15 protein-coding genes are annotated in these 13,608 nt (G+C 60.3%); 10 read left to right on the top strand and 5 right to left on the bottom strand.

The genetic code is table 11. The features are described from left to right. The first annotated feature begins 95 nt into the window (after window positions 1-95). From MHX61_RS05465 to MHX61_RS05445, 5 genes are all read left to right on the top strand, one after another. Complete coding sequence (locus tag MHX61_RS05465; protein ID WP_239193380.1) at window positions 96-1,349, top strand: ABC transporter substrate-binding protein; 1,254 nt, start codon at window positions 96-98, stop codon at window positions 1,347-1,349. Window positions 1,350-1,471: 122 nt separating this feature from the next. After that, window positions 1,472-2,476, top strand: coding sequence for a carbohydrate ABC transporter permease (locus tag MHX61_RS05460; RefSeq protein WP_370658404.1), 1,005 nt, complete (start codon window positions 1,472-1,474; stop codon window positions 2,474-2,476). Continuing rightward, complete coding sequence (locus MHX61_RS05455; protein WP_239193378.1) at window positions 2,476-3,297, top strand: carbohydrate ABC transporter permease; 822 nt, start codon at window positions 2,476-2,478, stop codon at window positions 3,295-3,297. Before MHX61_RS05460 ends, MHX61_RS05455 begins: the two co-directional genes overlap by 1 nt. Then, window positions 3,297-3,482: a hypothetical protein gene (locus MHX61_RS05450; RefSeq protein WP_236587053.1), complete on the top strand. Its 186-nt coding sequence runs from the start codon at window positions 3,297-3,299 to the stop codon at window positions 3,480-3,482. Before MHX61_RS05455 ends, MHX61_RS05450 begins: the two co-directional genes overlap by 1 nt. Further along, complete coding sequence (locus MHX61_RS05445; protein ID WP_239193376.1) at window positions 3,479-4,969, top strand: alpha-amylase family protein; 1,491 nt, start codon at window positions 3,479-3,481, stop codon at window positions 4,967-4,969. The genes MHX61_RS05450 and MHX61_RS05445 overlap by 4 nt, the downstream gene beginning before the upstream one ends. Window positions 4,970-5,081: 112 nt before the next feature. On the opposite strand, the gene MHX61_RS05440 is transcribed toward MHX61_RS05445, so the two are convergent. The 3 genes from MHX61_RS05440 to MHX61_RS05430 are packed head-to-tail and all read right to left on the bottom strand — an operon-like array spanning window position 5,082 to window position 7,537. Further along, on the bottom strand, window positions 5,082-5,660 hold the full coding sequence (locus MHX61_RS05440) for a hypothetical protein (protein ID WP_005326721.1): 579 nt from the start codon (window positions 5,658-5,660) through the stop codon (window positions 5,082-5,084). 2 nt (window positions 5,661-5,662) lie between these two features. Continuing rightward, entirely contained in the window at window positions 5,663-6,235 is a 573-nt protein-coding gene (locus MHX61_RS05435) for a hypothetical protein (RefSeq protein WP_198492602.1), read from the bottom strand. 33 nt (window positions 6,236-6,268) lie between these two features. Continuing rightward, the gene (locus MHX61_RS05430) at window positions 6,269-7,537 is read right to left on the bottom strand and encodes a hypothetical protein (RefSeq protein ID WP_239193374.1); all 1,269 of its coding nucleotides are present in this window, start codon (window positions 7,535-7,537) and stop codon (window positions 6,269-6,271) included. A 350-nt stretch (window positions 7,538-7,887) separates the two neighbouring features. Here MHX61_RS05430 and MHX61_RS05425 point away from each other — a divergent pair, with 350 nt between their 5' ends. From MHX61_RS05425 to MHX61_RS05405, 5 genes are read left to right on the top strand one after another with little or no spacing between them, the layout of a single operon-like run. After that, window positions 7,888-9,348: an acyl-CoA carboxylase subunit beta gene (locus tag MHX61_RS05425; protein WP_239193372.1), complete on the top strand. Its 1,461-nt coding sequence runs from the start codon at window positions 7,888-7,890 to the stop codon at window positions 9,346-9,348. Between the two features lie 8 nt (window positions 9,349-9,356). After that, a complete protein-coding gene (locus tag MHX61_RS05420) occupies window positions 9,357-9,566 on the top strand; it encodes an acyl-CoA carboxylase subunit epsilon (RefSeq protein ID WP_239193361.1) in 210 nt (69 codons plus the stop codon). Continuing rightward, window positions 9,566-10,153 carry a nucleoside triphosphate pyrophosphatase gene (locus MHX61_RS05415; RefSeq protein ID WP_239193359.1) on the top strand — a complete coding sequence of 196 codons (588 nt, stop codon included), beginning with the start codon at window positions 9,566-9,568 and terminating at the stop codon, window positions 10,151-10,153. The genes MHX61_RS05420 and MHX61_RS05415 overlap by 1 nt, the downstream gene beginning before the upstream one ends. A gap of 31 nt (window positions 10,154-10,184) precedes the next feature. Further along, on the top strand, window positions 10,185-10,601 hold the full coding sequence (locus MHX61_RS05410; protein ID WP_239193357.1) for a DUF3151 domain-containing protein: 417 nt from the start codon (window positions 10,185-10,187) through the stop codon (window positions 10,599-10,601). Window positions 10,602-10,616: 15 nt separating this feature from the next. Beyond that, entirely contained in the window at window positions 10,617-11,357 is a 741-nt protein-coding gene (locus tag MHX61_RS05405; RefSeq protein ID WP_239193355.1) for a hypothetical protein, read from the top strand. Between the two features lie 111 nt (window positions 11,358-11,468). Here the strand turns inward: MHX61_RS05405 and MHX61_RS05400 are convergent, their stop codons facing one another. Both MHX61_RS05400 and MHX61_RS05395 read right to left on the bottom strand, forming a co-directional pair. Beyond that, window positions 11,469-12,362, bottom strand: a complete 894-nt coding sequence (locus MHX61_RS05400; RefSeq protein WP_239193353.1) for a DUF4282 domain-containing protein — start codon at window positions 12,360-12,362, stop codon at window positions 11,469-11,471. An 88-nt stretch (window positions 12,363-12,450) separates the two neighbouring features. After that, a complete protein-coding gene (locus MHX61_RS05395) occupies window positions 12,451-13,512 on the bottom strand; it encodes a Cj0069 family protein (RefSeq protein ID WP_239193351.1) in 1,062 nt (353 codons plus the stop codon). Window positions 13,513-13,608 lie beyond the last annotated feature (96 nt).

The raw sequence follows: 13,608 nt of genomic DNA, 5'->3' as shown, positions 1-13,608 counted from the left end.
CCCCCCATTTAGAGTTAAATAGGCCAAAATTATCCACCTTTTGGTTTCCGTATTTTAAGTTTAAAGAAACGAAAGTTTTCCGAAAGGTGAATTCCATGAAGAAATTCCTGCTTCGCACCACCGTTGCGACAACCGCAGTTTTGGCACTGGCCGGCTGCTCTTCTTCCTCCTCCTCCGATTCCGCGGCGGGCGGTTCCTCCGAGGGCGGCGCGGATGCGCGCGGCCCCATCACCTTTGCCATGGGCAAAAATGACACGGACAAGGTGACCCCCATCATCGAGAAATGGAACGAGCAGCACCCAGACGAGAAGGTCACCCTCAAGGAGCTGGCCGGCGAGGCCGACGCCCAGCGCGAAACCCTGGTGCAGTCCCTGCAGGCGGGCAGCGATGATTACGATGTCATGGCTCTCGACGTGGTGTGGACCGCAGAGTTCGCCGCCAACCAGTGGCTCCAACCGCTCAATGGTGACTTTGAAACCAATACGGATGAGCTTCTGCCGGCCACCGTAGAGTCTGCCACTTATAACGATGTGCTCTATGCCCTGCCGCAAAACACCAACGGACAGCTGCTTTTCCGCAATACCGAGCTCGCGGATAAGGCGCCGGAGAAGTTCGCGGACCTTAAGTCCGCGTGCAAGGCACTGGACAAGGACAAGGACTGCCTGACCACCCAGCTCAAGCAGTACGAGGGCCTGGCACTCAACACCGCCGACTTTATGGAAGGCTGGGGCGGCTCCGTCCTGGATAAGGACGGCAACGTCACCGTGGACTCCAAGGAGGCCAAGGACGGCCTGCAAGCCATGGTGGATGCCTACAAGGAGGAGACCATTTCCAAGGACTCCACCGCCGCCACCGAGGAAGAAACCAATATGGCCTTTACCGAGGGCAAGACCGCCTTCGCCATGAACTGGCCCTATATGTACTCCAACGCGGTGGATGCCGGCGTCGACGTCGAGGTTCAGGCCCCGCTGGGCAAGGACGGCGTAGGCGTGTCCACGCTGGGCGGCTATAACAACGGCATCAATATCAATTCCAAGAATAAGGGCACCGCGCTCGACTTCATGAAGTTCATCATCAACGAGGACAACCAGAAGTCCTTCGCGGAGCAGTCCTTCCCGCCGGTCTTGGCTTCCATCTACGATGACCCGCAGCTGCAGCAGGAATTCCCGTATCTGCCGGCACTCAAGGAGTCTCTGGAGAACGCAGCACCACGCCCAGTTTCCCCGTTCTACTCGGCAATTTCCAAGGCCATCCAAGACAATGCCTACGCTGCATTGACGGATGGCAAGTCGGTAGATGATGCCACCGCCGATATGAAGGCGGCCATCGAATCGGCTTCCCAGGGCTAAACGCCCAATCCGGGTGAGGTAGGCGGACACCCCGCCGCCTCACCCTTTGTGGTTTTCACTCCCCTAATGGGGATAGAATCTAGCCAATACTTAGCATTTCTTGAACAGAAAGGCGGTCCAGCGTGGCTATAGCTTCGCCGACTGCGTCCAAGGGGGCGCCGAAGGGGGCGTCGGCAAGCGTGCCGAAGCCCCAGCGCAAGAATTATGGGCGTGTGGCCGGGCTGATTGCTCCGGCGCTCATCGTGCTCGCCGTCATCATCGGCTACCCCATCATCCGCGCCATTTTTCTGTCCTTCCAAGGCAATAGGCAGCTCAACCCGCAAACGGGGCTTTTTGAGGAAGGCGGCTTTGCCGGGCTGGAAAATTATCTGTACTGGATTAATAACCGGTGTGTTTCCGGCACTGGTCAGATTTCTACCTGCCCGCCGGGCGTTATCGCCACGGACTTTTGGCCGGCGGTTAAGATCACGCTCTTTTTCACCATCGTTACCGTGCTGCTGGAGACCATCCTGGGCATGCTGATGGCGCTCATTATGAATGGTGAGTACCGCGGCCGCGGGCTGGTGCGCGCTGCGGTGCTTATCCCCTGGGCCATTCCTACGGCCGTTACGGCCAAGCTATGGCAGTTCATGTTCGCCCCGGAGGGCATCGTTAACTCGCTGCTTGGTGCGAACATTGCTTGGACCACGGACCCGTTTTACGCTCGCCTGGCTGTCATCATCGCGGACGTATGGAAGACCGCACCGTTCATGGCGCTGCTCATCCTGGCCGGCCTGCAGATGATTCCCAAGGACGTTTACGATGCCGCCCGCGTGGACGGCGCCAACCGTATTCAGACCTTCTTCCGCATCACGCTCCCGCTGGTGCGCCCGGCGCTCATGGTGGCCGTGCTCTTTCGCACCCTGGATGCGCTGCGCATGTATGACCTACCGGTCATCATGATTTCTAGCTCCTCCAACTCCCCCACCGCGACTATCTCGCAGCTGGTGGTAGAGGATATGCGCCAAGGCAACTTCAACTCCGCCTCCGCGCTTTCCACCCTTATTTTCCTTCTCATCTTCGTCGTCGCCTTTATCCTCATCCGCTTCCTTGGCGCGGATGTCTCCGGCAGGAAGGCAGCTAAATAATGCGTAAATTCGGACACTACGCCGGCATCATTTTCATCATGTTCTGGGGCCTGGCGCCCTTTTACTGGATGCTGGTGACGGCGCTGCGGGATCAGCGTTTCACCTTCGATACCACCCCGTGGCCCACCCACGTCACGCTGGATAATTTCCGCGATGCCTTGGCTACCGATAAGGGAAATGACTTCCTAGCCGCGCTCGGTAACTCGCTGCTTATCTCCCTGGTTACCACCGCTGTGGCCGTGCTCATCGGCGTCTTTACCGCCTATGCGCTCTCCCGGTATGACTTCCCGGGGAAGGGAATCGTGACCGGCATTATCCTGGCCGCCTCTATGTTCCCGGCCATTGCCTTGGTCACCCCGCTCTTCCAGCTCTTTGGCAACCTGGAATGGATTGGTACCTACCGCGCGATGATCATCCCCAATATTTCCTTCGCGCTTCCGCTGACGGTGTATACGCTGCTGAGCTTCTTCCGCCAGCTGCCTTGGGAACTGGAAGAAGCGGCCCGGGTGGATGGTGCCTCGCGCTCCCAGGCCTTCCGCCTAGTGCTTCTGCCGCTTGCGGCGCCGGCGCTCTTTACCACCGCGATCATCGCCTTTATCACCACGTGGAATGAATTCATGCTGGCCAAGCAGCTGTCCACCACCGATACCGAGCCGGTGACCGTAGCCATCGCGCGCTTTTCCGGCCCGTCCGCTTTCGAGTACCCCTATGCCGCCACCATGGCCGCCGGCGCGTTGGTGACCATCCCATTGGTCATCATGGTGCTCATCTTCCAGCACCGCATCGTCGCCGGTCTCACCGCGGGCGGTGTCAAGGCCTAATGCGCCGGGCCATGCTGTGGGATACCGCCTTAGGCTTCCTCGGATTCTTTAGCGTCCTCGCGGTTATCCAAGCTGTACTCAATCTCTTCCACGACTCCCCCGCCCTCTGGCCCGGCCTCTTGGCCGGCGCCCTGTGCCTCCTTACCTACCTGACCTGGCGGGCGAAAAGAAAGGACCTTTCATGAGCTGGTACCACAATGCCGTCTTCTACCAGGCCCTCGTCGGCTCCTTTAAGGCCGATGGCGATAAGGAGGTAGGCACGCTGCGCGGGGTCATCGATAAGCTGGATTACCTGCAGTGGCTAGGCGTGGACTGCCTGTGGCTCTCGCCGTTTTATGCCAGCCCCTTGCGCGATGATGGCTACGATATCGCGGACTACTACTCCATCCATCCGGATTACGGCACGATGGAGGACTTTGAAGAGCTCATTGCGCAGCTGCACCGCCGCGGCATGCGCATTATGACGGATTTGGCGCTCAACCACACCAGCTCCGACCACCCGTGGTTCCAGGCCTCCCGCACGGATCCCACCGGCCCCTATGGCGATTTCTATGTGTGGGGCGATGACCCGGAGCGCTACCCCGAAATCCGTGTCATTTTCACCGACGTGGAGACCTCCAATTGGACTTGGGATGATAAGCGCGGCCAGTACTACTTCCACCGCTTCTACTCCCACCAGCCGGATTTGAACTACGATAACCCGGCCGTGCAGGAGGAAGTGTTCAAGATCTTGTCCTTCTGGATGGACAAGGGATTGGACGGCCTGCGCCTTGATGCCATTGCTTACCTCTTTGAACGCGACGGTGCAGGCGGCGAGTCCCTGCCGGAGACCATCGAGTTTGTGGAGAAGATTCGCTCCTTCATGGACACCCACTACCCAGATGCGGTGCTCATCGCGGAGGCCAACCAGCCTCCGGCCGAGACCATGCAGTTTTATGGCAACGGCGAGCGCTTCCACATGGTCTTCAACTTCCCGGTTATGCCACGGTTGTACCAAGCATTGGCGCTTGCCGACGCCACCCCGGTCTACTCCATCCTCGACGAGCTGCCCGACCTGCCGGATGGCTGCCAATGGGGTACCTTCCTGCGCAACCACGATGAGCTCACCCTGGAGATGGTGGACGATGACGTGCGCGAGCTGATGTATGAGGCTTTCCTCCCCGATGATGAAATGCGCGCCCATGTGGGCATTGCCCGCCGGCTGATGCCGCTGATGAACGGCGATCGCCGCAAGGTGGAGCTCATGTTCTCGCTGCTGATGACCCTGCCGGGCGCACCGTTTATCTACTACGGCGATGAGATTGGCATGCTCGATGACACCACGCTGCCGGACCGCTATGCGGTGCGCACCCCGATGCAGTGGGACGATTCCGAGCATTCTGGTTTCAGCACCAAAGCACCTTCCCGCCTTCCGGTTGTGGGAGGTACCTCCGTGGCCGCCCAGCTTGATGACGCCACCTCGTTGCTCAACACCGTCCGCTCCATGATTGCCGAGCGCCACGCCCATCCGGATCTCGGCACCGCTCCGTGCGAGCCGGTCGAGACGGGCGAGGAAGCCGTCCTTGGCTACCAGCGCGGCGATCTGCTGTGCTTGCACAACTTCAGCGATCGCTCCATCGACTTGGGACCAGTAGAGCTCGGTCCGTACGGCTACGCCTGGCTGCCGGCCTAAGCCTTAGCGCGCGGCTGCAGCCTCCTCTCCTACTGGCGCACCGCGCAACCCACAGAGAAAAGCGCCCTGTCGGCCCTTATGGGCCGAGAGGGCGCTTAATAGTTAAGGTGGCCTAGTTCCACTCAGGGGCGTCTTCGAGGCGCAGCTCGGAGTAGCGCGCTTCTGGCACAGAAGCCGAGTACGGCTTGCCCTGGGCTTCCCACTGCTGGTCAGAGTTGCAGCGCACATCCTGACCGTCAGTGTCGAGCATGGTAAAGCCCCACACCAGCTTGCCCTGCGAGTTCGCAGGCAGGGTGTACGGGCCAACCACCTGGTTTAGCTTCCAGTGCTGCTCGCTGACGTAGTTGAAACCATAGGTCTTGGTCAGCACCTTGGCTAGCTCACCGGTGCCCTCAACGGACCCGGAGACCTCGATGGTCTGCGTGCGAGCCTGGGTAACGGTGTGCTTGACCGGTACTTCCTCGGCGTTGCGGTTTGCCACGCTGGTGGCGTCGGTCTGCTTGAACCAGCGGCGCTTTGCGGTGACGTAGGTGCCGTTTTCACCAGGCGTCGAGCAATGCGTGCCTGGCTTGTAGTCGTCGTTCCAGCGCTGGGGCAGCTCAAAGTCCCCACCGAAATCAGCGGCGTGGGCAACAGGAGCGGCCACCAGGCTCAGCGCCGCGAGGGCGCTAGCGATGGACGTCTTGCTCACGTTTAGCCCCAATCGTTGTTATCGCGGGTGGAGACCTCGATGTGGCGCTCCTTCGGCAGGGTGGCGGTGAAGGTGCCGCCGTTGGCCTGCCACTTGTGGTCGGAGCCGCACACGGTCTTCTGGCCCTCAAAGTCAGAGACAACCCAGCCGGCGCGCAGGACGGCGGTCTTGCCCGGAGCAATGTTGTACGGGCCAACCTGCTCGCCTACCTCGTAGGACTGGCTATCGGTGTAGCTGGAGGAGAAGGTGAAGTTGATGAGGTCCATCAGCTTGAAGTCAATACCTGCGGACACATTCCAGGTCTTGGTCTTGGTCTCGGTGATGGAACGGGTTACCGGCAACGGCTCATCGTTGTAGTTGGACACGGTCCAGGAACCGGCAGAGCCATCAAAGTAGGTGCGCTTGATGTCAACGGTCTGGCCGGTGTCGCCCGGGTTGGAGCAACGCTCGCCAATGGTGGTCGGGTTAGCCGGGCCGAGGTCGCGCTGCGGCAGGGCGTTAGCGGCCGGAGCGAAGATGAGGCCGGAAGCAACGGCAAGAGCCGCAGTGGTAGAAGCAATCTTGGACTTGAACATGAAACTTTCTCCTTGCGTAGATGCGGGTGGTGTTTAGTAGATGGTCTGGGTAGGAACCGGCAGGTCGCGGAATTCGTCCGGAGTGACGTCCTCGGTGCGGGTATTGCCGTCCTTATCGGTGATCTTGGCCTCGGCCCAAAAACCGCTTGGGGCGGAGGTCTGCTTGTAGTTAGAGGTGAGGTCGTAGTTTCCGCTCTTGCCGCAGTGAATCTCGCGGTAGTTGATGCGGGTCATGGTGGTGCCATACTCCACACGCACGCGCTCGCCCGGCTTGAGGTCGACGTGCTTGAGCTCGGTGCCGACCGGCATGTAGGCACGCTTTACGGCACCAACGGACTCCAGCCAACCCTTCGGAATATCGCCGCGGTTGCCCTGCCAATTGGTGTACGGGGCGTGCTCGGCGCCAACGACGAAGTCAGTTACCGGTGCAAACTCGTAGTCACCCTTGGACCAGTTGAGGAAGTCCGTGGAGTAACCAGCCTTCCGGTAGGTCGGCTTTACCGCGGTGATGTCCAGCGGGTACCAGGAGCTATCGCCGGCTTCACACTTATCGCCTTCCTTAGGCCAGGAGGGATCGCGCTGCAGATCTGCAGAAGGCTGCATGATCTCGTCCTTCTTCGGATCGGCGATCTTCTCTAGGCTCGGGCCGGATACGGAGGTGTAGTTGCCCTCGATCGGCTTGGAGTTTGCACCCGGGGAACGGGATGGAATTTCCATGGCCAGATCGGACACGGAGCCGTCCGCCTTGATGATGTAGGCGAAGGCGTAGCGCTCGGCCGGGCCCTTACCGCGGATGACATTAGAGCCTGGGATATTTTCCAAGCGGTCATCGTTGCAGCCTACGAACATGGAGATGAAGTCCTTTTCAATGACGCCGTATTCGACGCGGAAGGACTCACCTGGCTTCAGCTTCACAGGGCCGAAGGTTTCTTTATCGCGCCAGCCGTTGGTCATCTTCAGACCAATATCGGACTTAGCGGTGGTGTCCCAACCGGAAGGCAGCTTGGCCTTGGAATTGGCTTCAATCTCGTGATTGGTACCAGTTTCTACCTCGGCGGTGTAGGGCACTTCTTGGTTGGTGGTGTTTTTAAACTGCAGGGTGCCGTCGCTCATGTAGCGGCGGCCGGTTTCTGCAAAGCGCCATTCGCGCTCTGCATTATCGCCGGCGGCACTGCAGCTCTTGTAGAGGTTGGAAATGGGATATGCCTGCGGCATCGGGGGAACATCTCCCGCGTGTGCCACTGGCGTGAAGAGAGCCGCTACGGCGAGCGGTGCGAGCAAACGCAGTCCCTTTTTAATCACCAGAAGACCGTCCTTAATAGATCGTTAAAAATCAGGGGAAACATTCATGAAGACTCAGGCAATCATAAGGGCTTACAGGGCTCACATCAATAGTTGAATGAAATTCTTTCTAATGTTTTTACCTACCTTGAGGTGCAATAATGGGCGCTCACCTGCCGAGCACCGCTAAATGTTTACAGCAGACCCTACCCCCAGATTAGGGCCCTTCGGCCTAGCGCCACTCAAGAACTTCCCAGGTTTTATGCACCGCCCACGTTCCAGTGGCATTTACCACACAATCGTTTTCCACTCCACGTCCCCGCAGCGTTCCATTCCGCATTGTGAGGGGTGCGCTAGTAGTGTGGGGGCCTATGACTGACCTGAAAACCACCGCCGGCAAGATCGAGGACCTGGACGCCAAGCTCGCCGAGTCCCGCGCGCCGCTGGGAGAAGGCGAGCCGGCCGCCCGCACCCGCGTGACGCAGCTGCTCGATGAGGGCTCCTTCGTGGAAACGGACGCGCTAGCCCGCCACCGCTCTACCGACTTCGGTCGCGAGCATGACCGCCCCTATACTGATGGCGTAGTGACCGGCTACGGCACTATCGACGGCCGCCGCGTCTGCGTCTTTAGCCAGGACGGCGAAATCTTCGACGGCACGATGGGTGAGGTTTATGCCGAAAAGCTCACCAAGGTATATGACCTCGCCATCAAGACCGGCGTGCCCATCATCGGCATCTATGAATCCACCGGCCCGCGTGTGCAAGAGGGCATCGTCACCATGGCCGGATACGCCCGCCTCCTGGCGCGTGTCTCCCAGGCTTCGGGCCTTATCCCGCAGATTTCCGTTGTCGCGGGCAATACCAGCGGCATTGCGGCGTTCGCGCCGACGTTTGCCGATGTCCTCGTAGTTACCCAAGGCACCGCCCTCCACCAGGCCGCCAGCCACGTGGCCGGCGCTGAACCAGAGACCTTCGGCGGCGCCGCAGCCCACGCAGAGTCTGGCACCGCTCACCTGGTGGCCAGCGACGACAAGCAGGCTTTGTCCCTCGTGCGCGATGTTTTGGCCTACTTCCCCGCCAATAACCGCGCCGAGGCGCCGCGCGTGGAGGCCGGTAGCGTCGCGGACTTTGATCTCAATAGCGTCATCCCCGATACCGCCGCGCAGGCCTATGACATGTGCGAGGTCATCAAGGCTGTCGTCGATGAAGGCTCCTTCTTCGAGCTTTCTGCCGAGGCGGCACAAAACATCGTTACCGGCTTTGCCTACATCGATGGCCGCGCCGTCGGCATCGTAGCCAACCAGCCGCTGGCACTGGCCGGCGCCCTGGACTCCGCCGCAGCCGAAAAGGCCGCACGCTTCGTGCGTACCTGCGATGCCTTCAATACTCCCATCGTGGAATTCGTGGACTCCCCAGGCTTTGTGCCTACCCCGGAAGAGGAAAAGGCCGGACTGCTGCGCAGGGCGTCGAAGTTTGCCTATGCGCAGGCTGAAGCGAGCGTCGGCAAGCTCACTGTGATCACCCGCAAGGCCATTGGCCCGGCCTACGCATTTATGGGCGCCAAGGACCTCGGCGCGGACCTGGTCTACGCATGGCCCACCGCGGAAATTGCCGTCACCCAGGCCTCCCAAGCTTCCCTGGCCATTTATGGCTCGGAGGACAAGGAAGAGGAGATGGACGACCTCTTCTTGCACCCGTATGCCGCAGCAGAGCGCGGGCTGGCCGATAATGTTATCGAGCCAACGGCAACCCGCCACTACCTGGTAGAAGGCCTGCGCCTGCTCGAGCGCAAGGCCGTGGCCCAGGTACCGAAGAAGCACGGAACCGTTTAGGAGGGGAAATGTCTACGCCGGAAATCAAGGTAGTCAAGGGCAATCCCACCGAGGATGAGCTCGCGGCCCTGCGCACCGTATTGGCGCAGATGAGCGCCAAGCACTCGGGCGCTACCGGAGAACGCAATGAATGGGGTAACCCAGCCGAGCGCTTCGAGCGCTTTGGCGCGCAGCGCGTCTACAACCCCTCCGCCTTCCATACCGTCCGGTACTTCTAATGCGACTTATCCTCGCCTCCCAATCACCCTCGCGCGCGTCTATTCTGCGCGGCGCGGGCGTGGAGCCCGTATTGGAGCCGGCCGATATTGACGAGCGCTCCCTCGAAGCCTCGCTCGCGGGCCACCCGCCGGCCGATATCGTGGCGGCCCTCGCCACCGCCAAGGCTGAAAAGGTGGCCGGGCGCTACCCCACCGAGCCCGTTATCGGCGGCGATTCCATGCTGCTGCTCGACGGCGAGCTACAAGGCAAGCCCCATACCGAGGAAGCCACCATTGAGCGCTGGCACCAGCAAGCCGGCCGCACAGCCGAGCTGCTGACCGGCCACTGCCTCATCTTTGGCGATAAGCGCCATGTGGAAACGTCCACCACCACGGTGCACTTTGCCCAGGCCAGCGATGCCGATATCGCAGCCTATGCCCACTCCGGCGAGCCTCTGCACTGCGCCGGTGCCTTCACCTTGGAGGCCATGGGCGGCTGGTTCATTGACCGCATCGAAGGCGATCCTTCCTCCGTTATCGGGCTCTCTCTGCCGGTGGTGCGCCGCGCGCTCTATGCCTTTGATCTGAACGTCTCTGATTTCTGGTAGCAGCGCGCGGGCGTCGCTACAGTGGGGTGACATGGAAATGAAAGACATGCTTGCCCCGAAACCCATTGAGCTGCCGGCCGATCCCGGCGCAGAGTCCACCTCGGATCTCGCCGCCGGCATTGTTGCCCACCCCGATTCCCCGCTGCTGTGGGCGCTCCTGGCGGAGCAGGAGCTCAAGGAGCAGGAAGGCTCTGAACCGTCCGCTTTCATCACCGCCTACGCCTACGCGCGCACGGGCTACCACCGCAGCCTCGACCGCCTGCGTGGCAATGGTTGGAAGGGTTGGGGCCCTGTCCCCTTCTCCCATGAACCGAACCAGGGAGTCCTACGCGCCATCGCCGCGCTCGGCCACGCCGCCAAGGCCATCGGCGAGGACGACGAATACGACCGCATTCGCCAGATGCTTTCCGACGCCGACCCAGACTCCGTCGCCACCCTCCTCGACTAATCCTGGAGTTCCCGCATGCCTGCCGTGACACCGCGCTGCCTACGCCGTTTCTCCGCTGCCGCACTGCTCACCGCTTCCGCGCCGTTCGCGCTGAGCGCCTGCGCTGCTCAGGAGGATTCTTCTTCCTCCCCAGCGCCGGTCTTTTCCAGCCAAGCACCTGCCGAGGACGAGTCCTCCAGCGGGGAGAATGCGGATTCCGCAGCAGCACCCTCCCCATCTGAGTCCACCGACGGGGACGAGGAGGAAACCACGCAGCAGCAGGAGAAGGGCAAGGACAGCGAGTGCACGGAGCTGCCCAACGACCCACGCAAGGTCTACGCCTCTGGCACGGCCCCCGGGCGCATGCCCGCCGATGACGGCAGCGATTTCAATTACTGGATCGCCGATATCGACAACTCCTATGACCCGTGCGCCACGATTAGCTGGATCATCTTCCGCGGCTCAATGGGCGATTTGAACGGTCCGGCGGGCACCGGCGCCTCTATTGCTGATGGCATAGCTTTCTACATCAATGGCGCTCCGGCCAAGGACATGTCCATCTTCCACAAGGTAGAGAGCATCACCCCGGTCTCAGACAACGAGGTCGATTTCACGTGGGGAGAGCGCAGCCGCACCACCGCAGAGGGCATTACCGCCCACCACACTGTGCGCTTGCGGGCACAGGGCGATTCCCTCGAACCGGTATCCGGTGAAGTCGCGGAATTCAACAAGATGTGGGTTGACCTTCCCAGCTACCAGCTTGGCACCTACGACTAACTTTTAGGCCGGCACTTAAACGTCTCTGCCTGTAACAAAGCGCGCCCCAGCGGAATCCCGCCGGGGCGCTCGCCTTTGCTCGCTTAATTGCGCAAGCAGCTCATTACAGCGCTAGTCCATCTTGTCCAGGATATCGCCGGTGTTTTGGGCGATGCGCACGTTAGCCACCATGGCTTCCAGGAATAGCCTGATGGCGACCATGATTGCGTAGTAAATGACAGTGCTCAGTACCGCCAGGAAGATGAACGCAAAGATGCTTCCGAAGATGGCGGACGCGGAATCTTCCTGAATGCCATAAATCCCCATGCCGGTGGCGAACAAGAAGGCACCGAGGAGGTGAAGGATCCACATGATGCCACCAAGGATCATGGCAACCTTGTAGATTTCCTTCACGTGGGTGAGTGTCAGGAAGTGCTTGAACTCGAACTCAAAGAGTCCGCCCAATAGGCCGTCTTTCTTGCCCAAGCCCTTGAGGGCGTCACTCATCTGGTTCTTCTTATTACCGAGAGTCTGGCCGGAATCGGCAGTGGCATCGCCTGCTTGCGGGAACTGTCCGAATCCCTGGCTCGTGCCCTGCTGCTGGGTATAGCCGCCGAAAACCGGCCGATCGTTAGCGGACTGGGCGGAGCCGAATTGATCGCCGTTCGCAGCAGCGTCCGACGATGCCGAATCCGTAAATGGATTATGCGCACGGGAGGCAGCGCCCCCGCTTGGGGTGGAGGACTTCGAGGAGGCCCAGAAGTCAGAGGAGTTGCCCTCCGCGCTCGGCTTCGGGGAGGAAAGGTCACTCGAATTTCCAGGCTCACCAGGCTTATCGGTGTGGCCGAAAGACTTCGTCTCCTTGGCATCGGTAGAGCCGAATTCCTTAGTCTCATTCACCTCGGAGGCACCGGCGCCTTCGGCGCTTTTCGCAGCGTCCTCGGCGCGGTGACGCGGGGTTTCAGAAAAATCGCGCGGAGAAAAATCCTTCGGAAACCCGTCGGAGTTGAAATCATTATCAGCCATAATCTGGTCCTTAGAAAATGCTTTAGGGGGATGGTAGGAAAATGCCCCACGGTCACCCGTGGGGCCACTTGGCAGAATACAGCGTGCGCTAGGCGTTCGCGTCCTGAACGCGACGAATTGCCTCGGCGGCAACCTTTTCTTGGATGCCCATGTCTAGCTCGGAAGTGAAGCCAACACAGGAGCAGTTGATCTCGCCGAGGACATAGGTGTCGGTGCCATCGGGGGCATCGTCAAGCATGAAGTCCGCGGTCCAAATCAGCGGAACGTCCTTGGTATCGCCGAGCTTCTCTGCGATAACGGGGCGAGCCTTCTCGAACATCTCGAGCAACTCCGGCCAAGATTCCGGCTTATCGTAGGTGTACTTTGCGCCGGAGAAGAGCGTGGCAGAGAAGTTGTCGCCGCCTTCCGCTGGCTTCTTGTGCACGATGAATACCGGCTCGTCACCCACGAGGAGAATGCGGATTTCGCCCTCCACAATGCGCGGCATAAAGCGCATGTCCACCAGCATGCCGTTATCGCCCTCAATGTACTGGTCACAGAAGTCCATGAAGGCGCCCAGCTTGTAATCGTGGGTCTGGTTATCTACTGCTTCGGTGCACTTCAGGGCGGTATCGAGCGGGAGCGCGGTGCCCGGTTCCACGGCCTGGGCAAGCTCCTGGTCCGCGAGGCGCACGCGCCAGATGCCCTCACCGGTGGAACCGCGGTTTTGCTTGAGCACCCGCTCACCATAAGACAGCGAGGTGGGGAAAGTATTGTGCAGCTCTTCTACCTCGTAGTACGCGGCGGTATCGTCCGGCACCAGCGGGGTGTCATTGAGCTTGACCAGTGCATCTTTGGCGCCGTAGGCCATCATGTCCGCCGGAGTGGACATGCCTACCAGGCCGGCGTCTGCCAGCTTGGTGAGCAATTCGAAGTAGCCCTTCTCGCCGCCGGGGATATTGCCTGGGTTCACACGAGAGATATACGCATCAAAGTTTTCAGAAACCTGGGCGTAGATTTCCTCCGCCTTGTCTGGGTGGAAGTAGATAACCTCCGCATTCCAGCCTTGTTCCTTGATCGCGTCGACGATCGGCATGGTGTCCTTACGGTGACCATCTGCGCCTTTATCGGAGCCGCCCTCTACCTCAAATACAACGATTGCATTGTGCACTAGCAATTCCCTTCTTAGGTGGTGTTCATAGCACGTTGTCGCACCATATCCGTAGTTTATCCCAGCTTTTCCTCCCCCGCCCGGCCAACTGCCCCC

This window comes from Corynebacterium sp. ACRPF, assembly GCF_022347395.1.
Taxonomy (GTDB): domain Bacteria; phylum Actinomycetota; class Actinomycetes; order Mycobacteriales; family Mycobacteriaceae; genus Corynebacterium; species Corynebacterium tuberculostearicum_D.
This window is presented reverse-complemented; position numbering and strand designations above follow the sequence as displayed.

Excerpts from the sequence above, each read along its gene's own strand:
- MHX61_RS05465 (WP_239193380.1), top strand. The coding sequence starts at position 96 with ATGAAGAAATTCCTGCTTCGCACCACCGTTGCGACAACCGCAGTTTTG.
- MHX61_RS05455 (WP_239193378.1), top strand. The coding sequence starts at position 2,476 with ATGCGTAAATTCGGACACTACGCCGGCATCATTTTCATCATGTTCTGG.
- MHX61_RS05450 (WP_236587053.1), top strand. The coding sequence starts at position 3,297 with ATGCGCCGGGCCATGCTGTGGGATACCGCCTTAGGCTTCCTCGGATTC.
- MHX61_RS05445 (WP_239193376.1), top strand. The coding sequence starts at position 3,479 with ATGAGCTGGTACCACAATGCCGTCTTCTACCAGGCCCTCGTCGGCTCC.
- MHX61_RS05435 (WP_198492602.1), bottom strand. The coding sequence starts at position 6,235 with ATGTTCAAGTCCAAGATTGCTTCTACCACTGCGGCTCTTGCCGTTGCT.
- MHX61_RS05425 (WP_239193372.1), top strand. The coding sequence starts at position 7,888 with ATGACTGACCTGAAAACCACCGCCGGCAAGATCGAGGACCTGGACGCC.
- MHX61_RS05420 (WP_239193361.1), top strand. The coding sequence starts at position 9,357 with ATGTCTACGCCGGAAATCAAGGTAGTCAAGGGCAATCCCACCGAGGAT.
- MHX61_RS05415 (WP_239193359.1), top strand. The coding sequence starts at position 9,566 with ATGCGACTTATCCTCGCCTCCCAATCACCCTCGCGCGCGTCTATTCTG.
- MHX61_RS05410 (WP_239193357.1), top strand. The coding sequence starts at position 10,185 with ATGGAAATGAAAGACATGCTTGCCCCGAAACCCATTGAGCTGCCGGCC.
- MHX61_RS05405 (WP_239193355.1), top strand. The coding sequence starts at position 10,617 with ATGCCTGCCGTGACACCGCGCTGCCTACGCCGTTTCTCCGCTGCCGCA.
- MHX61_RS05400 (WP_239193353.1), bottom strand. The coding sequence starts at position 12,362 with ATGGCTGATAATGATTTCAACTCCGACGGGTTTCCGAAGGATTTTTCT.